The organism is Streptomyces sp. NBC_00224 (assembly GCF_041435195.1).
Classification (GTDB): domain Bacteria; phylum Actinomycetota; class Actinomycetes; order Streptomycetales; family Streptomycetaceae; genus Streptomyces.
Genome location: NZ_CP108106.1, coordinates 5,856,031 through 5,877,199, shown reverse-complemented (window position 1 = coordinate 5,877,199; position 21,169 = coordinate 5,856,031). Strand labels below are relative to the sequence as shown.

The 21,169-nt window shown below is 69.0% G+C and carries 17 protein-coding genes; 6 read left to right on the top strand and 11 right to left on the bottom strand.

Annotated elements, in window-relative coordinates; genetic code table 11:
• Positions 1-43 precede the first annotated feature (43 nt).
• Positions 44-2,173: a prolyl oligopeptidase family serine peptidase gene (locus tag OG965_RS26305; RefSeq protein ID WP_371654523.1), complete on the top strand. Its 2,130-nt coding sequence runs from the start codon at positions 44-46 to the stop codon at positions 2,171-2,173.
• A 26-nt stretch (positions 2,174-2,199) separates the two neighbouring features.
• On the opposite strand, the gene OG965_RS26300 is transcribed toward OG965_RS26305, so the two are convergent.
• A complete protein-coding gene (locus tag OG965_RS26300) occupies positions 2,200-3,264 on the bottom strand; it encodes a hypothetical protein (RefSeq protein ID WP_371654522.1) in 1,065 nt (354 codons plus the stop codon).
• Positions 3,265-3,709: 445 nt separating this feature from the next.
• Between OG965_RS26300 and OG965_RS26295 the strand changes: the two genes are divergently transcribed.
• The 5 genes from OG965_RS26295 (at position 3,710) to OG965_RS26275 (ending at position 9,918) form a co-directional block, all read left to right on the top strand.
• Complete coding sequence (locus OG965_RS26295) at positions 3,710-4,738, top strand: ABC transporter permease (protein ID WP_371654521.1); 1,029 nt, start codon at positions 3,710-3,712, stop codon at positions 4,736-4,738.
• A 158-nt stretch (positions 4,739-4,896) separates the two neighbouring features.
• On the top strand, positions 4,897-6,549 hold the full coding sequence (locus OG965_RS26290; protein WP_371654520.1) for an ABC transporter substrate-binding protein: 1,653 nt from the start codon (positions 4,897-4,899) through the stop codon (positions 6,547-6,549).
• 64 nt (positions 6,550-6,613) lie between these two features.
• Positions 6,614-7,591 carry an ABC transporter permease gene (locus OG965_RS26285; protein ID WP_371654519.1) on the top strand — a complete coding sequence of 326 codons (978 nt, stop codon included), beginning with the start codon at positions 6,614-6,616 and terminating at the stop codon, positions 7,589-7,591.
• A 64-nt stretch (positions 7,592-7,655) separates the two neighbouring features.
• Entirely contained in the window at positions 7,656-8,723 is a 1,068-nt protein-coding gene (locus OG965_RS26280) for an ABC transporter ATP-binding protein (RefSeq protein WP_371654518.1), read from the top strand.
• A gap of 52 nt (positions 8,724-8,775) precedes the next feature.
• The gene (locus tag OG965_RS26275) at positions 8,776-9,918 is read left to right on the top strand and encodes an ABC transporter ATP-binding protein (RefSeq protein WP_371654517.1); all 1,143 of its coding nucleotides are present in this window, start codon (positions 8,776-8,778) and stop codon (positions 9,916-9,918) included.
• 287 nt (positions 9,919-10,205) lie between these two features.
• On the opposite strand, the gene OG965_RS26270 is transcribed toward OG965_RS26275, so the two are convergent.
• From OG965_RS26270 to OG965_RS26225, 10 genes are all read right to left on the bottom strand, one after another.
• The gene (locus OG965_RS26270; RefSeq protein WP_371654516.1) at positions 10,206-11,234 is read right to left on the bottom strand and encodes an ABC transporter ATP-binding protein; all 1,029 of its coding nucleotides are present in this window, start codon (positions 11,232-11,234) and stop codon (positions 10,206-10,208) included.
• Positions 11,227-12,201, bottom strand: a complete 975-nt coding sequence (locus tag OG965_RS26265; protein ID WP_371654515.1) for an ABC transporter ATP-binding protein — start codon at positions 12,199-12,201, stop codon at positions 11,227-11,229. The genes OG965_RS26270 and OG965_RS26265 overlap by 8 nt, the downstream gene beginning before the upstream one ends.
• Before the next feature lie 13 nt (positions 12,202-12,214).
• Positions 12,215-13,231, bottom strand: coding sequence for an ABC transporter permease (locus tag OG965_RS26260; protein ID WP_371654514.1), 1,017 nt, complete (start codon positions 13,229-13,231; stop codon positions 12,215-12,217).
• Positions 13,224-14,147, bottom strand: a complete 924-nt coding sequence (locus tag OG965_RS26255; RefSeq protein WP_371654513.1) for an ABC transporter permease — start codon at positions 14,145-14,147, stop codon at positions 13,224-13,226. The genes OG965_RS26260 and OG965_RS26255 overlap by 8 nt, the downstream gene beginning before the upstream one ends.
• Positions 14,148-14,235: 88 nt before the next feature.
• Positions 14,236-15,864: an ABC transporter substrate-binding protein gene (locus OG965_RS26250; RefSeq protein WP_371654512.1), complete on the bottom strand. Its 1,629-nt coding sequence runs from the start codon at positions 15,862-15,864 to the stop codon at positions 14,236-14,238.
• A 110-nt stretch (positions 15,865-15,974) separates the two neighbouring features.
• Positions 15,975-16,886 carry a GNAT family N-acetyltransferase gene (locus tag OG965_RS26245; RefSeq protein WP_371654511.1) on the bottom strand — a complete coding sequence of 304 codons (912 nt, stop codon included), beginning with the start codon at positions 16,884-16,886 and terminating at the stop codon, positions 15,975-15,977.
• A gap of 125 nt (positions 16,887-17,011) precedes the next feature.
• Positions 17,012-18,160 (bottom strand): ABC transporter ATP-binding protein, encoded by a 1,149-nt coding sequence (locus OG965_RS26240; protein ID WP_371654510.1) that lies wholly within the window; start codon positions 18,158-18,160, stop codon positions 17,012-17,014.
• Positions 18,153-19,208, bottom strand: a complete 1,056-nt coding sequence (locus OG965_RS26235; RefSeq protein ID WP_371654509.1) for an ABC transporter ATP-binding protein — start codon at positions 19,206-19,208, stop codon at positions 18,153-18,155. The genes OG965_RS26240 and OG965_RS26235 overlap by 8 nt, the downstream gene beginning before the upstream one ends.
• 14 nt (positions 19,209-19,222) lie before the next feature.
• Positions 19,223-20,164 carry an ABC transporter permease gene (locus tag OG965_RS26230; RefSeq protein ID WP_371654508.1) on the bottom strand — a complete coding sequence of 314 codons (942 nt, stop codon included), beginning with the start codon at positions 20,162-20,164 and terminating at the stop codon, positions 19,223-19,225.
• Positions 20,157-21,083, bottom strand: a complete 927-nt coding sequence (locus tag OG965_RS26225) for an ABC transporter permease (protein WP_358836005.1) — start codon at positions 21,081-21,083, stop codon at positions 20,157-20,159. The genes OG965_RS26230 and OG965_RS26225 overlap by 8 nt, the downstream gene beginning before the upstream one ends.
• Positions 21,084-21,169: the final 86 nt, after the last annotated feature.

The following is a 21,169-nucleotide window of genomic DNA, read 5'->3' as shown; positions in this document are numbered from 1 at the left end:
CCACGTACGAGCAGGTGCGGACGGGTGCCGCTAGGTTCCCTCCATGACCTCAATTGCCCCTGGGAAGACCTCGTTTCCCCGTCAGTACGCCAGGACCCAGCGCTTCACGCTCGGTGCGCCCCGCGCCTTCACGGTGGCCCCCGACGGCAGCCGGGTGGCCTTTCTGAGGGCACCTGGGGGTACGGATCCGGCCAACAGCCTCTGGGTGCTCGATCTGGAGGACGGCGCGCGCGAACGGCTCGCGGCCGACCCCCGGGCGCTCCTCGGCGGAGCCTGTGAGGAGCTGTCGGAGCAGGAGAAGGCGCGGCGCGAGCGCAGCCGCGAGGGCGCGGCGGGCATCGTCGGCTATGCGACGGACGCGGCGGTGGAGCTGGCCGCGTTCGCCCTCTCGGGCCGGCTGTTCACGGCCGAGCTGCGGGCCGGGACCACCCGTGAACTGCCCGTTCCCGGCCCGGTGATCGACCCGAGGCCCTCGCCCGACGGACGGCTCGTCGCCTATGTGGCGCGGGGCGTCCTGCGGGTCACCGGGGCGGACGGCGAGGGCGACCGGGCGCTGGCCGAGCCGGAGTCGCCCGAGGTCACCTATGGGCTCGCGGAGTTCATCGCGGCCGAGGAGATGGAGCGCCCGCGGGGTTACTGGTGGTCGCCGGACGGGGACGCGCTCCTGGTGGCGCGGGTGGACGAGAGCCCCGTGCGGCGCTGGTGGATCTCCGACCCCGCCCACCCCGACCGTGAGCCGCAGCGGGTCGCGTATCCGGCGGCGGGCACGCCCAACGCCGAGGTGCGGCTGTTCCGGTACGGGCTCGACGGCTCCCGGACCGAGGTCGTCTGGGACCGGGAGCGCTACCCGTACCTGGCGCGGGTGCACTGGTCGGCGGCGGGCGCCCCGCTGCTCCTGGTGCAGGCCCGGGACCAGCGGGTGCAGCTGCATTTGACGGTCGACACCGCGTCCGGGAAGACCCGGACGGTCCACGCGGACGAGGACGCGGTGTGGCTCGATCTTTTCCCCGGCGTCCCGGCCTGGGCGCCGGACGGACGGCTGGTGCGGATCGCGGACGAGGGCGGGGCGCGCGTGCTGGCGGCGGGCGACCGTCCGCTGACCGGAGGGCAGTTGCAGATCCGGGCCGTGCTCGACATCGGAGCCGACGACATCCTGGTCTCGGCGTCGGCCGGCGAGGCGGCCCGTGCTCCCGAAACCGGAGAGATCCATGTGTACCGGGTCAACGAGTTGGGTATCGAGCGGGTTTCGGAGGGTGTCGGGGTGCACTCGGCGGTCCGGGGCGGACCGGTGACGGTTCTCACTTCGGCCCGTCCGGACAGCCCGGGCACCACGGTCCGGGTGGAACGGGACGGCAAGACGGTCGCGGTGGTCGACTCGTACGCGGAGACTCCGGTGCTCACGGCCAGGGTCCGGCTGACCGAAGGGGGCGCACGCCGCATCCCATGCGCCGTACTGCTCCCCGCCGATTACTCGGAATCGGACGGTCCCCTTCCTGTGCTGATGGACCCCTACGGCGGCCCCCACGGCGCGCGCGTCCACGCCGCGCACAACGCCCATCTCACCTCGCAGTGGTTCGCGGACCAGGGGTTCGCGGTGATCGTGGCCGACGGGCGCGGCGCCCCCGGCCGCTCCCCCGGCTGGGAGAAGGCGATCCGGGACGACTTCACGCTCACCCTGGACGACCAGATCGAGGCGCTGCACGGCCTCGCGGGCACCTTCCCGCTCGATCTGGGCCGGGTGGCGATGCGCGGCTGGTCCTTCGGCGGCTACCTGTCGGCGCTCGCGGTGCTGCGCCGGCCCGACGTCTTCCACGCGGGGATCGCGGGCGCGCCGGTGACCGACTGGCGGCTCTACGACACCCACTACACCGAGCGCTATCTCGGCGACCCGCAGGGCAGCCCCTCGGTGTACGAGGCGAACTCGCTGGTCACCGACTCCGGTCTGTCCCAACCGGCCGAGCAGCACCGGCCGTTGATGATCATCCACGGTCTGGCGGACGACAATGTGGTGGCCGCACACACCCTGCGGCTCTCCTCGGCCCTGCTGGCCGCCGGCCGCCCCCATGAGGTGCTGCCGCTCACGGGCGTGACCCATATGACCCCGCAGGAGCAGGTGGCGGAGAATCTGCTGCTGCTCCAAGTGGACTTCCTGAAGCGCTCGTTGGGGATCTGACCCCCGCTCCCCGCCGCCCGCCGGTCTCACCAGCCCGGCGGCGGCGAGGAGGGCGGCGGGGGCGGCCCGTAGCCCGGGGGCGGCGGGCCGAAGCCGCCGCCGTGGCCGTCCTGCGGCGCCGGGGGCGAGTAGGGCGCGTACGGCGGTGACTGCGCTGCCCACGGCGCCCCGGGCGCGCCCGCCGGGTCCTCGGGGCCGCGCCGGGCGAGCACCGGGATCAGGGCGATACCGGCGGCCAGTTGGAAGAACCACGTCAGCACCTGAAGCTGGGCGCCGGTCTCCAGGTCCCCGAAGTGGTCGAGCAGTTCGAACCGTACGGACAGACCGAGCCCGATGGCGCCGGAGGCGGTGAGGACGGCGGCCGCCACCAGACCGAGCGGCCGTACGTGAACGGCCCGTGCCAGTCCGCCGCCCGCGGCCGTCAGCGCGATCACCACGAGGACGACGGCCACCCAGCCGCCGGGCATCCAGAGCAGCGGCAGGTGCTTGCCGGTGAACCGCGCCTTGTACTGCTCCCCGGACAGTTCCACGGCCCAGTAGATCTCCCAGGCCACCGCCACCAGACCGGCCGCGCCGAGCAGCAGGAACGCGGTGATCCCGGCGCCCGCGCCGGGCCTGGACTGCGGCCTCGGGCCGGGGGCGGGGTCGGGTCTGCGTCCGGCGGCGGCCGTGATCACCAGGGCGAGCCCGGCCGCCAGCGCCGCGAAGGTGCTGAGCAGCGCCCGCCGGTGCAGATCGTGCAGGGCGGTCGAGTCCGTCCAGTCGTCGTGGAGCACCCACAGGGAGGACACCCGCAGCGCCGCGGTGACGGCGCCGACGCAGCTCAGCACGGCCGCGGCGGCCGGTGAGCGGGGCACGACCGCGGCCGCCACCGCGTAGACGACGAGCAGGACGGGGTCGAGGACGCCGGTGGTCAGCGGGGTGCCGCCGCGGTGCTTGGGCGCGCCGGTCCAGAACCACCAGAGGTCGGGCAGGCTGCGGGCGGCGTGGATGTCGCGGGCGATCCAGGCGGCCGTGAGCAGCGCGAGGAAGGCGCACAGGACGGCACCGGTCAGCCGGGCTCCGGCCGTGAGTGTCTGTGGCTGCGTCATGCCCCTTGCCGTCCCCCCGGTTGGCGTGGCGAGCGCCTGCTCGGGCGAATCCTCCACCCGCGGTGCTCGGATGGACAAGAGGGGTGCGTGGCCCGGGCGGGCCGGGGGCGGCCGGCCGGGGCGACTTGGCCGCCCCGGCCGGCCTACGGCACCCGCACGGCCGTACGGTGTTCAGCGTGGCGCGTTCGTATATCGGTGTTGCGTCAGTCAAGTTGCCTGCTTGTTAACGAAATTGATGGGCATTTATGGAGTCATGTCGCCCGCTCCACCGCCCTGTCAAGCACGCAGTCGCCTCGATGTGCGAAATCTTGTGCCAAGTTCTTTCGTGATCACACACCAGCATGCTCAAACCTCTTGACGCACAAGGCCGGGCCCATGAATGTTCCGGTCAATCAATGACGCCTTCGGGCGCCGTTCGACTCTCTCGGTGCGGGGGCTATGCGCGATGACGAGTTCAACCCAGGCCGCCACAGAACCAACTGATCCCCTTCCGCCTGGCGGGGATTCGGGCACGGGCACGGGACTGACGGCGACCGAACTCATTGGACGCTCTCCCGGCCGCCTCGCATGGGCGCGATTCAAACGCGACCGGGTGGGCATCGCCTGTGCCGTCACGGTGCTCGCCTTCATTCTCGTCGCCTTCGCGGCACCCTTGATCGCGAAGCTGTACGGAAAAGATCCCTATCAGCTCTACGGGCAGGACCGCGGACTGCTGAACAGCTACGGCATTCCGCTGAAGCCCAACGGCGGCATCGACGGCGACTTCTGGTTCGGCGTCGAACCGAACCTGGGCCGCGATGTGTTCACGCTGCTGATCTACGGGATCCGGACCTCGCTGTTCATCTCGCTGGCGGTCACCGTGGTCTCGGTCGCCACCGGGGTGCTGATCGGCCTGGTCCAGGGCTATCTGCACGGCAAGGTCGACTACTTCCTGGGCCGGTTCTCGGACCTGATGCTGTCGTTCCCCCAGCAGTTGTTCTTCATCGCCTTCACCCCGGTGATCGTGGCGCTGTTCGTCTCGCCCCGGGACGAGGAGCCCACGTACGTGCGGATCGTGGCGCTGATCCTGGTGCAGTTCCTGCTCGGGTGGATGGTGGTGGGCCGGCTCGTGCGGGCCCAGGTGCTTTCGCTGCGGGAGCGCGAGTTCATCGAGGCGGCCAGACTCAGCGGCGCCTCGAACTGGCGGATCATCCGCAAAGAAGTCCTGCCGAACATCTGGTCGACCGTCCTCGTTCAGGCCACACTCCTGCTCCCGGCCAATGTCACCGCGGAGGCGGGACTTTCCTTTCTGGGCGTCGGTATCCAGCCACCGACCCCGGACTGGGGGCTGCTTTTCCAGTCGGGCGCCTCGTACTTCGAGTCCGACGTCACCTTCATGTTCTTCCCCGGCATCGCGATGCTGATCTTCGTCGTCGCCTTCAACCTGCTCGGGGATTCGGTCCGGGACGCACTCGACCCCAAGACCGTCCGCTGAACCTTCCACATCCTGACAGGCAGGAATCAATGAGAATTCGCAAGGCGCGCTACGCCTCCGCGTTTCTGGCGGTGGGGGCTTTGACACTGTCTGCTGCGTGCAGCAGCGGCGGGGCCGACGATGGAAAGAAACCCTCGGACGACGGCAAGAAAGCGTCGGTGCAGAACTTCGGCATCGGCTCCAAGGCCGACTCCACCGGCCCGGCGGTGCCCGTCGAGGGGGCCAAGCCGGGGGGTACGGCCTATGACCTGGACCAGGCGGGCTTCGACTATCTGGACCCGGGCCAGCAGTACGTCAGCGACATGCTCTCGCTGCAGCTGCTCTACAACCGCTCACTGACCGGCTACAAGATCGACGCCAAGACCGGCAAAACGATTCTGGTCGGCGACCTCGCCACCGACACCGGCACCTCGTCGGACGGCGCCAAGACCTGGACGTACACGCTCAAGGACAACCTGAAGTTCGAGGACGGCACGCCGATCACGTCCAAGGACCTCAAGTACGGCATCGAGCGGCTCTTCGCGGACTACCAGACGCAGGGCCCGCAGTACGTCCAGAAGTGGATGCTCGGCGTCGACTACCGCAAGGCCTACAAGGGCCCGTACGACGGCAAGGAGCTGCCCGACACGGTCCTGGCGACGCCCAACGACAAGACCCTCGTCTTCCACTTCAAGGAAGCGCACGCGGACGCCCCGTACGCGATGTCGATGCCGAACGTGTCGCCGGTGCCCAAGGCCAAGGACGACAAGCAGAAGTACAACAACCACCCGGTCGCCGCCGGCCCGTACAAGATCGCGGACTACAAGCCGGGCAAGTCGCTGTCCTTCGTGCGCAACACCAACTGGGACCCCAAGAGCGACCCGATCCGCAACGCCTACCCCGACAGGTGGGAGTTCCAGCTCGGGATCGGCGAGCCGGGCCTCACCAACCGGATGGCCGCCCAGTCCGGGCCCGACAAGTACGCCGTGAACATGTCCGGCTCCGCCGACCCGTCGAAGATGCAGACGCTGACGACGGACTCGCAGTACAAGTCGCGGACGGTCAACGAGTACCAGCCGTACGTCGAGGTCATGAACATCAACACCAAGCGGATCACCAACCCCAAGGTCCGCCAGGCGATCATGTACGCCTTCCCGATGCAGCAGGTCCAGCAGGCCTTCGGCGGCGGCGCACAGGGTGAGCTCGGCACCACGCTGATCAGCCCGACGGTGGCCGGCTGGGCGAAGTTCGACCCGTTCGGCAAGCTCGCCAAGCCCATGGGCGACCCGGAGAAGGCCAAGGCGCTCCTGAAGGAGGCCGGGATCACCACCCCGGTCAAGCTCTCCTACGCGTACGCCAACACCCCGCGCTGGCAGGCCGTCTCGCTGACCCTGCAGAAGGCGCTGGAGAAGGCCGGCTTCCAGGTGGAGCGCAAGGCCATCGACCCGACCTCGTACTACACGGTGGTCGGCAAGGTGAACACGCCGTACGACATCTACCGCACCGGCTGGGGCGCCGACTGGCCGAGCGCCTCGACGGTGGTCCCGCCGACCATGGACGGCCGCAACCTCCAGGACGGCACCAACAACTACGCGTTCCTGAACGACCCGAAGGTGAACTCCGAGATCGACCGGATCATGGCGCTCACCGACATCGGCAAGCAGAACGACGAGTGGCGCAAGCTCTCCGAGTACGTGCTGCAGACCGACACGTCGCAGATCCCGTTCATCTACGACAAGTACTTCAACCTGCACGGCGACGGCCTCGGCGGCGTCACCTACAACCAGGTCTTCGGGACCATCAACCCGAGCACCATCTTCGTGAAGCAGTAGCAGTGGCGGCCCGGTCCCCGGCCCGCCTCACGGGCCGGGGACCGCATACAGACGGAAGAGTCCGATGCTCCGCTTCCTTGTGCGACGACTGCTCGGCGCCGCGGTCATCCTGCTGCTGATCAGCGCCATCACGTACTTCCTCTTCTTCTTCCTGCCCTCCGACCCCGCGCTGCTCTCCTGCGGCAAGAACTGCGACGCGCAGAACGTCGCCCTGATCCGCAAGAACCTCGGACTCGACCATCCGATCTGGGTCCAGTACTGGCACTTCATGGTGGGCATCTTCGCCGGGCGCGACATGCCCGTCGGGCACTGCCCGGCGCCCTGCTTCGGCTACTCCTTCGCCGACCAGCAGCTGGTGTGGACCACCATCTCCGACCGCTATCCCACGACGCTCTCGCTGGGCGTCGGCGGCGCCGCGATCTTCCTGACCGTCGGCGTCGGCCTCGGCCTCGTCTCCGCCTGGCAGCAGGGCAAGCTCTTCGACCGGATCGCGAGCGCGGCCTCGCTGCTCGGCCAGTCCGTGCAGATCTACTTCATCGGCCCGATCGCCATCCTGCTGCTCTCCACCAAGCTGGGCCTGTTCGACCGCGGCCACGACCCGAACTGGACCAGCGACCCGGCCGGTTCGGTGTCGGGGCTGCTGCTGCCCTGTCTGATCCTGTCGGTGATCTTCTGGTCCAACTACAGCCGCCAGACCCGGTCGTTGATGGTCGAGCAGATGTCGGAGGACCATATCCGCGCGGCCCGCGCCAAGGGCATGAGCTCGCGCTACGTCTTCCTGCGGTACGCGCTGCGCGGCGCGATGGCCACCGTCATCACCATCTTCGGCGTCGACCTCAGCGCGGTGCTCGGCGGCGCGATCATCACCGAGGTCACCTTCGGCCTGCACGGCCTCGGCTCGCTCTCGGTGCAGGCCGTGCTCCGCAGCGACCTGCCGCTGGAGATGGCCGTGATGCTCATCGGCGCCACGATCATCGTCCTCTGCAACATCGTCGTCGACATGGCGTACGCCTTCATCGACCCGCGGATCCGGCTCTCCTGAGAGCGCGTCGACCCTCACGGTCCCGGAACCCCGGGACCCAGGAACCTCCGGAGGAGAACCGTCCGTGAGCACCCTCAGCCAGCCCGAGGCGAAGCCGGTCGCCGACGCGTCCCGCGGCTTCCTCTCGGTCCGCGACCTGTACGTCCACTTCGCCACCGAGGACGGCACCGTCAAGGCGGTCGACGGGCTCTCCTTCGACCTGGCGCGCGGCTCGACGCTGGGCATCGTCGGCGAGTCGGGCTCCGGCAAGTCGGTCACCAACCTCGCCGTCCTCGGCCTGCACAACCCGCGCAACACCACGATCCGGGGCGAGATCCTGCTCGACGGGCAGGAGCTGACCGGCGCCTCGGAGCGCCGGCTCGCCCAGCTGCGCGGCAAGAAGATGGCGATGATCTTCCAGGACTCGCTGGCCGCGCTCTCGCCGTACTACACGGTGGGCCGCCAGATCGCCGAGCCGTACATGAAGCACATGGGCGCCTCCCGCAAGGAGGCCCGGGAGCGGGCCGTCCAGATGCTCACCAAGGTCGGCATCCCGCAGCCCAAGCTGCGGGTCGACGACTATCCGCACCAGTTCTCGGGCGGGATGCGCCAGCGCGCGATGATCGCGATGGCGCTGGTCTGCGACCCGGAGCTGATCATCGCGGACGAGCCGACGACCGCGCTCGACGTGACCGTCCAGGCGCAGATCCTCGACCTGCTCAAGGACCTCCAGCGGGAGACCGGCTCCGCGATCATCATCATCACCCACGACCTCGGTGTGGTGGCCAAGACCGCGGACGACGTGATGGTGATGTACGCGGGACGCTGTGTGGAGCGCGGCACGGTACGGGAGATCATGCGCGCGCCCCGCCACCCCTACAGCTGGGGGCTGCTCGGCTCGATCCCCCGGCTCGACTCGCCCGTCGACCTGCCGCTGGTGCCGATCCCGGGGGCGCCGCCGAGCCTGCTCGCGCCGCCGCCGGGGTGCCCCTTCCATCCGCGGTGCGCCTTCCCGGACCAGGTGGCGGGCGGTGTGTGCCGCACGGTGCGCCCGGCGATCCCGGACGACGAACCGCACGGTGCCGCATGCCATCTGACGCCCGATCAGAAGTCGACCATCTTCACCGAGCAGATCCGGCCGCGGCTGCGCTGACCCGGTCGCTGACCCTTCCGCCGACCGGCCGACCAGGAGTCGAGAACACATCATGAGCGAACAGCTGAGCCTCACCAAGGTTCCGGTCCCCCGCGACCAGGGCGGCGGGGAGGGCCCGGAGCCGTCCGCCCCGCTGCTCGAAGTGGCCGGGCTCGTCAAGTACTTCCCGATCACCAGCGGGCTCGTCCTCAGGCGCCATGTCGGGGACGTACGGGCGGTGGACGGCGTCGACTTCGCCATCGGGCACGGCGAGAGCCTGGGCCTGGTGGGCGAGTCGGGGTGCGGCAAGTCGACCACGGGGCGGCTGATCACCCGGCTGCTCGAACCGACCCGGGGCACCATCACCTACGAGGGCCGGGACATCAGCCACGCCTCGCGCAAGGAGCTGGCGCCGATCCGGTCCGAGATCCAGATGATCTTCCAGGACCCGTTCGCCTCGCTCAACCCGCGCCAGACGGTCGGTGACATCATCTCCAACCCGATGGCCGTCAACGGCGTCAATCCGCCGGGCGGCCGCGAGAAGCGGGTGCGCGAACTGCTTGAGATCGTCGGCCTCAACCCCGAGCACTACAACCGGTTCCCGCACGAGTTCTCCGGCGGGCAGCGTCAACGCATCGGCGTGGCACGGGCGTTGGGGCTCAAGCCCCGGCTGATCGTGGCGGACGAGCCGGTCTCCGCGCTCGACGTGTCGATCCAGGCGCAGGTGGTCAACCTGCTCCAGAACCTCCAGCGGGAGATGGGGATCGCGTTCCTGTTCGTCGCCCACGACCTGGCGATCGTGCGGCACTTCTCGCAGCGGGTCGCCGTGATGTACCTGGGCCGCATCGTCGAGATCGGCGACCGGGCCTCCATCTACGACCGGCCCCGCCACCCGTACACGCACGCGCTCCTCTCCGCCGTGCCGGAGGCGGTGGTGGACGACGAGGGCGAGGGGCGCGAGCGGATCCGGCTCGCCGGTGACGTGCCGTCCCCGATCGACCCGCCTTCGGGGTGCCGGTTCCGTACGCGGTGCTGGAAGGCGCAGGAGCGCTGCGCGACCGAGACGCCCCCGCTGGTGCGGCTCGACGGCAACCGGGAGGGGCATCTGACCGCGTGCCACTTCCCCGAGGAACCGACGGTCGCGGCGCGGGGCGAGGACGTCGTGCTCGATCCCGCGCTCGCCGCGATCGAGGAGGCGACGGATACGGCCCGTTGACCCGAGTTCGTAGTGCCTCCGCTTCGGAGCGGGGCCCGCGTCCGTACACCCCGTTACGCCACGGACGCGGGCTCTGGCGTGTCCACCTTCGTCTGCGGACCGTGCGTGGCTGGTCGCGCAGTTCCCCGCGCCCCTAGGGGGTACGGGCGGAGGGCGACGGCGAAGCCGAGCCCTTCAGGGGCGCGGGGAACTGCGCGAGCAACCCACCACACCCCGCAGACAAACACCGGCCCGATAAGGGGCGCGGGGAACTGCGCGACCAGCCACCCACGGCCCGCAGCCGAAACTCACTCCGGTGGAACCACCTGCTTCTCCTCCGCGAAGTGGCACGCGGAAGGGTGCTGCGCTGGACCCTCCACCAGGCGGAACACCGCCGGGACCGCCAGCTCCGGCACCTCCAGCGTGCAGCGCTCCTGCGCCTTCCAGCAGCGCGTACGGAACCGGCAGCCCGAGGGGATGTTCGCCGGGGACGGCACATCCCCGGTCAGGATGATCCGTTCGCGGTGCTCGCGCGCGGACGGGTCCGGCACCGGGACCGCCGAGAGCAGCGCCTGGGTGTACGGGTGCGTGGGGTGGTCGTAGATCTCGGCGTCCCGGCCGATCTCCACGATCCGGCCCAGGTACATCACCCCGACCCGGTCCGAGATGTGCCGCACGATCGACAGGTCGTGCGCGATGAAGACGTACGACAGGGAGAACTCGTTCTGGAGGCGTTCCAGGAGGTTGACCACCTGCGCCTGGACCGAGACGTCGAGCGCGGAGACCGGCTCGTCCGCCACGATGATCTCGGGCTGGAGGGCGAGGCCGCGGGCGATGCCGATGCGCTGGCGCTGGCCGCCGGAGAACTGGTGCGGGTACCGGTTGATGTACTCCGGGTTGAGGCCCACCACGTCCAGCAGGTCCTGCACCTTGCGGCGCCGGTCGCCCTTGGGAGCCACCTCGGGGTGGATCTCGTACGGCTCGCCGATGATGTCCCCGACCGTCATCCGCGGGTTGAGCGAGGTGTACGGGTCCTGGAACACCATCTGGATGTTGCGGCGGACGGATCTGAGGGCCTTGCCGGACATCTTGGTGATGTCGGTGCCCTTGTACTTGATCTGGCCCGCCGTCGGGCGCTCCAGGTTCACCAGCATCCTGGCGACCGTCGACTTGCCGCAGCCGGACTCCCCGACGATGCCCAGGGTCTCGCCGGCCGCCAGGTCGAAGGAGACCCCGTCGACCGCCTTCACCGCGCCGACCTGCTTCTTGAAGAGGATGCCCTGGGTCAGCGGGTAGTGCTTGACCAGGTCGCGCACTTCCAGAATCGCCTCAGCCATTCAGGCACTCCTTCCAGAAGTGGCACGCGCTTCTGCGGCCCTCGGAGACGTTTGCCAGCGGCGGTACGTCCGTGCGGCACACGTCCTGCGCCATCGGGCAGCGCGGATGGAAGGCGCAGCCGGACGGGATGTGCATCAGATTGGGCGGCAGGCCCTTGATCGCGTACAGCTCCTGGCCCTTCTGGTCCAGGCGCGGGATCGAGTCGAGCAGGCCGCGCGTGTACGGGTGCGCGGGGGCCTTGTAGATCTCGTGGACCGGGGCCTCCTCGACGATCCGGCCCGCGTACATCACCGCGATGCGGTCCGCGACGTCCGCGACCACCCCGAGGTCGTGGGTGATCAGGATCAGCCCCATGTTCATCTCGCGCCGGAGCTCCGCGAGCAGATCCATCACCTGGGCCTGGACGGTCACGTCGAGCGCGGTGGTCGGCTCGTCCGCGATGATCAGCGCGGGCTCCAGGGCCATCGCCATGGCGATCATGATGCGCTGGCGCATACCGCCGGAGAACTGGTGCGGGTACTGACCGACCCGCTCCTTTGCGGCCGGGATCCGCACCCGGTCCATCAGCTCCACGGCCTTGGCCTTGGCGTCGGTGCGGGACATCCCCTTGTGCACGGTGAACATCTCGGCGAGCTGCGCGCCCACGCTCAGCACCGGGTTGAGCGAGGACAGCGCGTCCTGGAAGACCATCGCCATCCCGGAGCCGCGCACCTTGCGCCGCGCGTCCTCCTTGAGCTTCAGCAGGTCCTGGCCCTGGAAGACGATCTCGCCGCCGGTGATCCGGCCGGGCGGCATGTCCAGGATGCCCATCACGGCCTGTGCGGTCACCGACTTGCCGGAGCCGGACTCGCCGAGCACCGCCAGCGTCTCCCCGGCCGCCACCGAGTAGGTGACCCCGTTGACGGCCTTGGCGATGCCGTCCCTGGTCTTGAACTCGACCTGGAGGTCGCGCACTTCGAGCAGCATGGCGTCCAACTCCTCAGCGCAGCTTGGGGTCGAGGGCGTCGCGCACCGCGTCGCCGAGCATGATGAACGCGAGCACCGTGACCGCCAGCGCCCCGGCCGGCCACAGCAGCATGTGCGGCGCGTTGCGGATGTACTGGGAGGCGGCCGAGATGTCGATGCCCCAGGAGACGGACGGCGGCTTCAGCCCGACGCCGAGGTAGGAGAGCGTGGCTTCGAGGGAGATGTACGTACCGAGCGCGATGGTCGCCACGACGATCACCGGGGCCACCGCGTTGGGCGTGATGTGGCGCAGCAGCATCCGGGAGTTGGAGGCGCCGAGCGCGCGGGCCGCCTGGACGTAGTCGTTCTGTTTCGCGGTGATCACCGAGCCGCGCGCGATCCGGGCGATCTGCGGCCAGCCGAGCAGGATCATGAAGCCGATCACCGGCCAGACGGTGGTCGAGGTGACCACGGACAGGAACACCAGACCGCCCAGCACCACCGGGATGCCGAAGAAGATGTCGGTGATCCGGGAGAGCAGCGCGTCCCAGCCGCCGCCGAAGAACCCGGCGAGCCCGCCGAGGACCGAGCCGAAGAGCGCGACCCCGAGGGTGGTGCAGACGCCCACGGTGACCGAGGTCCTCGCCCCGTACACGGTCCGGGTGTAGACGTCGCAGCCCTGGCCGTCGTAGCCGAAGGGGTGGCCGGGCCGGGAGCTCAGCTGGGCCTTGGAGAGGTCGCACTTGAGCGGGTTGCCGGAGGCGATCAGGGACGGCCACAGCGAGATGACGACCAGGAAGACGATGATCAGGCCGGAGACGATGAAGACGGGGTTGCGCCGCAGATCCCGCCAGGCGTCGCCCCAGAGACTGCGGGGCTTGCCCGCCGGGCCGGTGCCTTCCGGCCCTCCCGGCGTCTTTTCGAGCGTGGCGCCCTCGCTGATGGCGAGGTCCATCGCGGCGCCGGTGCCGGTGGGGGCGATGGCTCCCTGGCCGACGCCGCCCGCGCCGGTCGCGGAGATCGCACCTTCGTCGAAGTCGGGCTCAGGCATAGCGGATCCTCGGGTCGAGTACGGCGTACAGGAGGTCGACGACGAGATTCGCCACCAGGAACACCAGCACCAGAACGGTCACGAAGCCGACGACGGTCTGCGTGCTCTGGCGCAGGATGCCCTGGTAGAGCTGGTAGCCGACGCCGTGGATGTTGAAGATCCGCTCGGTCACGATCGCCCCGCCCATCAGGGCGCCCACGTCCGTACCGATGAAGGTGACCACCGGGATCAGCGAGTTGCGCAGCAGATGGCGGGTGATCACCCGGTGTCTGGGGAGGCCCTTGGCCACGGCGGTACGGACGTAGTCGGCGCGGGAGTTCTCCGCGATCGAGGTCCGGGTGAGCCGGGTGACGTACGCGAGCGAGACCGAGGCGAGGACCAGGCCGGGGATCAGGAGCTCGTCGAACGGCGCCTCCGGGGTCACCGAGGGCTTGATCCACTTCCACTCGACGCCGAGCAGCAGCTGGAGCACCAGACCGGTGACGAAGGTCGGGATCGCGATGACCACCAGGGTGAGGATCAGCACCGCGGTGTCGATGGGGCGGCCGCGCCGCAGACCGGTGATCACGCCGAGGGTGATGCCGATGACGATCTCGAAGAGGATCGCGATGATCGTGAGCCGGATGGTGACGGGGAAGGCGGTCGACATCAGCTCGGTGACCTTCTGGCCGTTGAACGCGGTCCCGAAGTCACCGGTGAACACGTTCCCCATATAGGTCGCGTACTGCTGCCAGACCGGCTTGTCGAGACCGAACTCCCGCTTGAGGCGGGAGGCGGTCGCCGGGTCACAGGCCTTGTCGCCGCACAGCCCCGCGATGGGGTCGCCCATGACGTTGACCATCAGGAAGATCAGCAGCGTGGCGCCGAAGAAGACCGGAATCATCTGCAGCAGACGCCGGATCACATAACGTCCCATGAACTGCTCCGAGGGTCTGGGAATCCGAGGGGCCGGGAAGAGGTCCGGCCCGGCGCGGGGCGCGCGCCGGGCCGCACCTCCGCGGGCGTCAGCTGACCTTGATCTCGTTGTAGACGGGGACGCTGAACGGGTTCAGCGCGACGTTGGAGACCCGGGTCGAGTAGCCGGCGCTGCCGTTCTGGTACCAGAGCGGGATGGCGCCCATCTGGTCCCGCAGCACCTCTTCGGCCTTCTGGAAGAGGTCGACCGCCTTGGCCTTGTCCGTCTCGGCGTTGGCCTCGTTGACCAGCTTGTCGAACTCGGCGTTGGTCCACTTGCCGTCGTTGGACGAGGCGTTGGTGTAGTACAGCGGCTGCAGGAAGTTCTGGACCAGCGGGTAGTCCATCTGCCAGCCCGCCCGGAACGGGCCGGACATCTTGTTCTGGGTGATCTGGTTGCGGAAGTCGGCGAAGGTGCCGACCGGGTTGCCGACGCACGCCTTGTCGTTGCCCAGCGCGTTGTTGACGCTGTTGCAGATGGCGTCGACCCACTCCTTGTGCGAGCCGGTGTCCGCGTTGTACGAGATCTTCACCTGGCCGCCGGGGATCCCGCCGCCCTCCTGGACCAGCTTCTTCGCGCCCGCCGGGTCGTACTTGCAGGCGTCGCCGCAGAGCCCCGCCTTGTAGCCGCCGTCCGCGCCGAGCACCGGCGAGGTCCAGTCGGTGGCCGGGGTGCGGGTCTTCTGGAAGATCGTGTCGGTGATCTGCTCGCGGTTGATCGCCATCGACAGGCCCTTGCGGACCTTCGCCGCGCCCGGGGTGTTCCAGGCCTCGTCGTAGTACGGGAACGCGAGCGTCTGGATGATGCCGGCCGGGGTGTTGATGTACCGGTCGCCGAGGTCGGCCTTGACGTTCTTGAGCTGGGAGGCGGGCACGTCGTCGACGAGGTCGAGGTTGCCGGCGGTCAGATCGGTGTAGGCGGTGTTGTTGTCGGTGTAGACCTTGAGGTCGACCCCGCCGTTCTGCGCCTTGTCGGTGCCCGGGTAGCCGTCCCACTTGCGCATCTCCAGCTTGGAGCCCTTGGTGTACGAGTTCACCGTGTACGGGCCGTTGCCGATCGGCTTGGACAGCCAGGCGGAGTGGTTGTCGAAGAACGCCCTGGGCAGCGGGGCGAAGGCGGCGTAGCCGAGGGTGTCGGGCCAGGTGGAGAACTTCTGGTTGAGCTTGACGGAGAAGGTGCGCTCGCCGGTGACCTTCAGCCCGGAGAGCGTCTCCGCGCTGGCGTCGCCCTTGTCGGGGTGCGTCTTGTCGTACCCCTCGATGTATCCGAAGAAGTACGCGTTCTTCTGGTTGTGCTTGAGGTTGGCGCCGTAGTTCCAGGCGTCCACGAAGGACTTCGCGGTGACCTTCTCGCCGTTGGAGAAGGTCCAGCCGTCCTTGACCGTGATGGTGAAGCTGGTCGAGTCGGTGGTCTCGATCTTCTCGGCGAGCATGTCCTTGGCCGCGCCGGTCTTCGGGTCGTACCGCTTGAGCCCCCGGAAGAGCATGTCGAGGACCTTGCCGCCCTGCACCTCGTTGGTGTTGGCGGGTTCCAGCGGGTTCTGCGGATCGCCCCAGGACGAGCTCACGATGCCGGAGGCACCACTGCCACCGCCGCTGTCTCCGCCCCCGCAGGCCGTCGCCGCGAGGGCGACGGCCACCGCACATGCGGCCCACTTGGCATGCGTGGCTCCGCGCATGGAGTCCTCCTAGAGTCCCAAGTCTCACTTACGGGCAAATATCACCCCAGGAGAGGACAGAGCGCACGTTCACCGCACCCGGATGGGCGAGGGAACGAGCCGCGCGGGGTTCACACCGCCAGCCGCACCTCCCATGTGTCCACCGCGTAGTGCACCCCCATGCCGTGCGACTCGTACAGCCGCAGCGCCCCCGTGACGTTCTCCGTGTCGACGCCCAGGCCGATCGTGTCGCGGCCGCGGAGCGCGTACGTGGCGAAGGCGTGGCGCAGGAGGTGGCTGGCCAGGCCGCGGCCGCGAGCCTGTTCGCGGACGCCGAGGGTGCGGATCCAGCCCATGCCCTCGCGGTCGTCGCGGGTGATCAGGACCGCCGCGTCGCCGACGCCGTCGACGGCCGCGATCCATAGGAGCGACCAGTCGGGGGCGACCTGCCGCAGCCACTCCTCGTAGCCCTGCGGGCGGAAGTCGAAGTGGCGGGCGAACGTCTCCTGGTGGAGGCGGTGCGCGGCCCGGCGGTCGGCGTCGTCCGCGCAGAGGCGCAGCCGCACCCCGGCGGGCGGCTCGGGGGCCGGGTCGGCCCCGGGGGAGATCGGGCGGGTCAGGACGTTGTGGCGGCGCACCGTGCGCCAGCCGCGCCCGGTGAGCAGCGCGGTGTCCATGGTGGGGGCCGCGTTGAGGTGGAGGTGGACCACCGCGTGGCCCGCGCCCGCCTCGGCGGCGAGCTCGCGCGAGCGCCGCTCGGCCAGGTCGAGCAGGCGCAGGCCCGCGTCCTGACGGTCGGGCAGCACATAGTGGTCGATGTCGACGCCACCGTCCGCGCCCGCGTCGAGGATCGCCGCGTACGCCACGGTGCGCCCGCCCTCGACGGCCACCCACGCCTCCCGCGCCTTCGCCAGGTCCTCCTCGACCTCGTTCAGCGCGGTCTCGGGCGCCCCGATCTCGATCTCGTCGACGGCGTTCAGCAGCGCGCAGACCGCCTCCGCGTCCTCTGTCGTGGCGGCCCTGACCGCGGTCACGTTCTCCATCCGCCCACTGTCGGGCCCAAGTCACCCCAGCGGCAACGCAATTACCGGGGCGCGGGCACGCGGAAGGGGCGCCCGGAACCGTGAAGTTCCGGGCGCCCCTTTCCGTACGACGAGGGTGGACGCGGTCAGGCCGCGCCCACGACGTCCTTCTCCTCGGCGAAGTGGCACGCCGACTCGTGCGCGGCCGGGGTGTCCTGACCCCGGAAGCGCTCGGGCACCGCGAGCAGCGGCATCTCGGTGGAGCAGCGCTCCTCCGCCTTCCAGCAGCGGGTGCGGAAGCGGCAGCCCGACGGCGGGTTGGCCGGCGACGGGACGTCACCGGTGAGGATGATCCGCTCCCGGTGCTCGCGCGCCGCCGGGTCCGGCACCGGCACCGCGGAGAGCAGCGCCTGGGTGTACGGGTGCGTCGGGTGCTCGTAGATCTCCTCGTCCGAGCCGATCTCGGCGATCTTGCCGAGGTACATCACACCGACGCGGTCGGAGATGTGCCGGACGATGGAGAGGTCGTGCGCGATGAAGAGGTAGGAGAGGTTGAACTCGTCCTGCAGCTTCGCCATCAGGTTGATGACCTGCGCCTGGACCGACACGTCGAGCGCGGAGACCGGCTCGTCGCAGATGATGATCTCGGGGTTGAGCGCGAGGCCGCGGGCGATGCCGATGCGCTGGCGCTGACCGCCCGAGAACTGGTGCGGGTACCGGTTGATGTACTCCGGGTTGAGGCCCACCACGTCCAGGAGCTCCTGGACCTTGCGGCGCCGGTCGCCCTTGGGAGCCACCTCGGGGTGGATCTCGAAGGGCTCGCCGATGATGTCGCCGACCGTCATCCGCGGGTTCAGGGACGTGTACGGGTCCTGGAACACCATCTGGATGTTGCGGCGGACGGCCTTCAGCGCGCGCCCGGACATCTTGGTGATGTCCTGGCCCTTGTAGAAGACCTCGCCGGCGGTCGCCCGCTCCAGCGTCATCAGCAGCTTGGCGACGGTGGACTTGCCACAGCCGGACTCGCCCACGATGCCGAGGGTCTCGCCCTGGTAGAGGTCGAAGGAGACCCCGTCCACGGCCTTGACCGCGCCGATCTGCTTCTTGAAGAGGATGCCCTGGGTCAGCGGGAAGTGCTTGACCAGGTTGCGCACCTGCAGGATCGGCTCGCCGCGGTCGACCTTGACGTCGAGGAGAGCCTCGACCTCGGTCGTCGTCGAGGCGTCCTTCTTCACGACGTCGGTGACGCCGGGAGTCGCGTCCACGGCCTCGTCCTTCTTGGCAAGCTCAGCCATGGATCGTCTCCTTCCAGAAGTGGCAGGCGCTGCCGCGGCCGGTCAGCTCCGCGCCGTCCCGTTCGGTGACCTGGTGCAGCACCGGCGCGTCCGTACGGCAGATGTCGTCCGCCTTGGGGCAGCGCGGGTTGAAGGCGCAACCGGCCGGGACCTTCAGCAGGTTGGGCGGCAGACCCTTGATCGCGTACAGCTCCTGGCCCTTCTGGTCCAGGCGCGGGATCGAGTCGAGCAGACCCCGGGTGTACGGGTGCGCCGGGCGCTTGTACAGCTCGTGCACCGGTGCGGTCTCCACGATCCGGCCCGCGTACATCACGGCGATCTTGTCCGCGACGTCGGCGACCACGCCGAGGTCGTGGGTGATCAGGATCAGACCCATCTGGAACTCGCGCTGGAGCTCCGCGAGCAGGTCCATGACCTGGGCCTGGACCGTCACGTCGAGCGCGGTGGTCGGCTCGTCCGCGATGATCAGGTCGGGCTCCAGGGCGAGCGCCATCGCGATCATGATGCGCTGGCGCATACCCCCGGAGAACTGGTGGGGGTAGTCGTTGACCCGCGCGGCGGCCGCGGGGATCTTGACCTTGTCCATCAGCTCGATGGACTTGGCCTTGGCCACCTTGCGGGAGGCGCCCTGGTGGACCCGGAACATCTCGCCGAGCTGGTAGCCCACGGTGAGGACCGGGTTGAGGGAGGAGAGCGCGTCCTGGAAGATCATCGCGATCTTCTGGCCGCGGATCTTCCGCCGCTCCTCGCCGGACATCTTCAGCATGTCCTGGCCGCGGAAGAGGATCTCGCCCTGCGGAATGCGGCCCGGGGGCATGTCCAGGATGCCCATGATCGCCTGCGCGGTCACGGACTTTCCGGAGCCGGACTCGCCGAGGACGGCGAGGGTCTCGCCGGCCGCGACGGTGTAGTTGACACCGTTGACGGCCTTGGCGATGCCGTCCCGGGTGTGGAACTCGACGTGCAGATCGCGGACTTCCAGGAGCGGAGTGCTGTCGCTCTCGGCGCGCGGGGCGGGTACACCCGCCGTTTTCTCAATGATGGTCATGGAGTACGCCCTCCCTAGCGCATCTTCGGGTCGAAGGCGTCGCGGACCACGTCGCCGAGCATGATGAACGCCAGCACGGTGATGCTGAGCACGGCGGCGGGGAAGAGCAGGGCGTGCGGGGAGGTGAGGAACCGGTCCTGCACGTCACTGATCATCAGACCCCAGGAGATGTTGGGGTGCTGGATGCCGATACCGAGGTAGGAGAGCGCCGACTCGGCCGAGATGTAGACACCGAGGTTCATCGTCGTGACGACGATGACCGGGGCGAGCGTGTTCGGCAGGACGTGCCGGAACGCGATCCGCTTGGTGTCCGCGCCCAGCGCCTTCGCCGCCATCACATAGTCGTTGTGCTTGTTGGCGATGACCTCGCCGCGCATGATCCGGTAGACCTGCGGCCAGCCCAGCACCGCCAGGATGAACGACACCGACCAGGGGTCGCCGCCCCCGATGATCGACATGATCAGCAGCGCGCCGACGATGAGCGGCAGCGCGAAGAAGACCTCGGTGACCCGGGAGAGGACCGCGTCGAGCCAGCCGCCGCGCAGACCCGCGATCATGCCGAGCAGCGCGCCGAAGAACGTCGTCATCAGCGTGGTGGCCACACCGACGATGATCGAGTTCCGGGTGCCGAAGACCGTACGCGTGTAGATGTCGCAGCCCTGGAGGTCATAGCCGAAGAGGTGGCCGGAGCTGGGCGGCTCCATCGAGTTCTGCAGCTGGCAGAAGCCGTCGCTGAAGGGGCTGCGCGAGGTGAAGAGGCCGGGGGCGATCGCCAGTGCCAGCAGGATCACGATCACGAAGCCGGAGATGAGGAACATGGGCCGCTTGCGCAGGTCCAGCCAGCCGTCGCGCAGCAGGCTCGCCTGGCGGGCCGCCGCCTTCTCCTCGGCCTCGGCCGCCTTGTCGCTCACCGTCGCGTCGGCCGTGGCGGCCTTCTCCATGGTCTTCTCACTCATAGCGAATCCTCGGGTCGAGCACGGCGTAGAGAAGGTCTACGACGAGATTGGCCACCAGGTAGATCAGGACGAGCAGGGTGACGATTCCGACCACCACGGGACGCTCGCGCAGATAGACGGACTGGGCCAGCTGTCCGCCGATACCGGGCAGGTTGAAGACCCGCTCCGTGATGATCGCGCCGCCCATCAGCGCACCCAGGTCCATGCCCAGGAAGGTGACGACGGGGATGAGCGAGTTGCGCAGCGTGTGGATACCGATCACCCGGCGCCGGGGCAGGCCCTTGGCGATCGCGGTGCGCACGTAGTCCGCGCGGATCGACTCCATCATGCTCGCGCGGGTGAGTCGCGCGATGTACGCCATGGAGGTCGAGGCCAGCACGAAGGCGGGGAGGACGTAGCTGGTGGGCCAGCCGTCGTCGACGCCCGCGACCGGCGTGATCTTCCACTTGACGCCGAACTCCAGCTGGAGCACGTTGCCGAGGACGAACACCGGGATCGAGATCAGCAGCAGCGTGCTGATGAGGACCAGGTTGTCGAGGAACTTGCCCTTCTTCAGGGCCGCGAAGATACCGGCGACGATACCGATGACCGCCTCGATGCCGAACGCGGTGAGCGCCAGCTTGAGGGTGATCGGGAAGCGCTCGCTGACGATCTCCGAGATCGAGCGCCCGGTGTACGTCGTACCGAGATCACCGGTGAAGACACCACTGATGTAGTGCCAGTACTGGACGATCTTCGGGTCGTTGAGGTGGTACTGCTCGCGCAGCATCGCCGCGATGTTGGGGTCGGCGCGCTTCTCGCCCGCCAGGGCCTGGATCGGGTCGCCCTTGAGTGCGAAGACCAGGTAGAAGATGAGGAACGTAACGCCTATCAGTACAGGGATTGCCTGCAAGATACGGCGCACGACGAATCGGCCCATCGGTTCTCCAGAGGGGTGCTGACTCGCCCGGTGCCGGTGAGGGGTGGCAGTGCGGACGGCTGGACGGCAGACAGGGTGGGCAGGGA

Bases quoted from the DNA above. Each gene is read 5' to 3' on its own strand.
- OG965_RS26305 (WP_371654523.1), top strand. From the start codon at position 44: ATGACCTCAATTGCCCCTGGGAAGACCTCGTTTCCCCGTCAGTACGCC.
- OG965_RS26295 (WP_371654521.1), top strand. From the start codon at position 3,710: ATGACGAGTTCAACCCAGGCCGCCACAGAACCAACTGATCCCCTTCCG.
- OG965_RS26265 (WP_371654515.1), bottom strand. From the start codon at position 12,201: ATGCTGCTCGAAGTGCGCGACCTCCAGGTCGAGTTCAAGACCAGGGAC.
- OG965_RS26260 (WP_371654514.1), bottom strand. From the start codon at position 13,231: ATGCCTGAGCCCGACTTCGACGAAGGTGCGATCTCCGCGACCGGCGCG.
- OG965_RS26225 (WP_358836005.1), bottom strand. From the start codon at position 21,083: ATGGGCCGATTCGTCGTGCGCCGTATCTTGCAGGCAATCCCTGTACTG.
- OG965_RS26255 (WP_371654513.1), bottom strand. From the start codon at position 14,147: ATGGGACGTTATGTGATCCGGCGTCTGCTGCAGATGATTCCGGTCTTC.
- OG965_RS26300 (WP_371654522.1), bottom strand. From the start codon at position 3,264: ATGACGCAGCCACAGACACTCACGGCCGGAGCCCGGCTGACCGGTGCC.
- OG965_RS26250 (WP_371654512.1), bottom strand. From the start codon at position 15,864: ATGCGCGGAGCCACGCATGCCAAGTGGGCCGCATGTGCGGTGGCCGTC.
- OG965_RS26230 (WP_371654508.1), bottom strand. From the start codon at position 20,164: ATGAGTGAGAAGACCATGGAGAAGGCCGCCACGGCCGACGCGACGGTG.
- OG965_RS26240 (WP_371654510.1), bottom strand. From the start codon at position 18,160: ATGGCTGAGCTTGCCAAGAAGGACGAGGCCGTGGACGCGACTCCCGGC.
- OG965_RS26285 (WP_371654519.1), top strand. From the start codon at position 6,614: ATGCTCCGCTTCCTTGTGCGACGACTGCTCGGCGCCGCGGTCATCCTG.
- OG965_RS26270 (WP_371654516.1), bottom strand. From the start codon at position 11,234: ATGGCTGAGGCGATTCTGGAAGTGCGCGACCTGGTCAAGCACTACCCG.
- OG965_RS26245 (WP_371654511.1), bottom strand. From the start codon at position 16,886: ATGGAGAACGTGACCGCGGTCAGGGCCGCCACGACAGAGGACGCGGAG.
- OG965_RS26275 (WP_371654517.1), top strand. From the start codon at position 8,776: ATGAGCGAACAGCTGAGCCTCACCAAGGTTCCGGTCCCCCGCGACCAG.
- OG965_RS26235 (WP_371654509.1), bottom strand. From the start codon at position 19,208: ATGACCATCATTGAGAAAACGGCGGGTGTACCCGCCCCGCGCGCCGAG.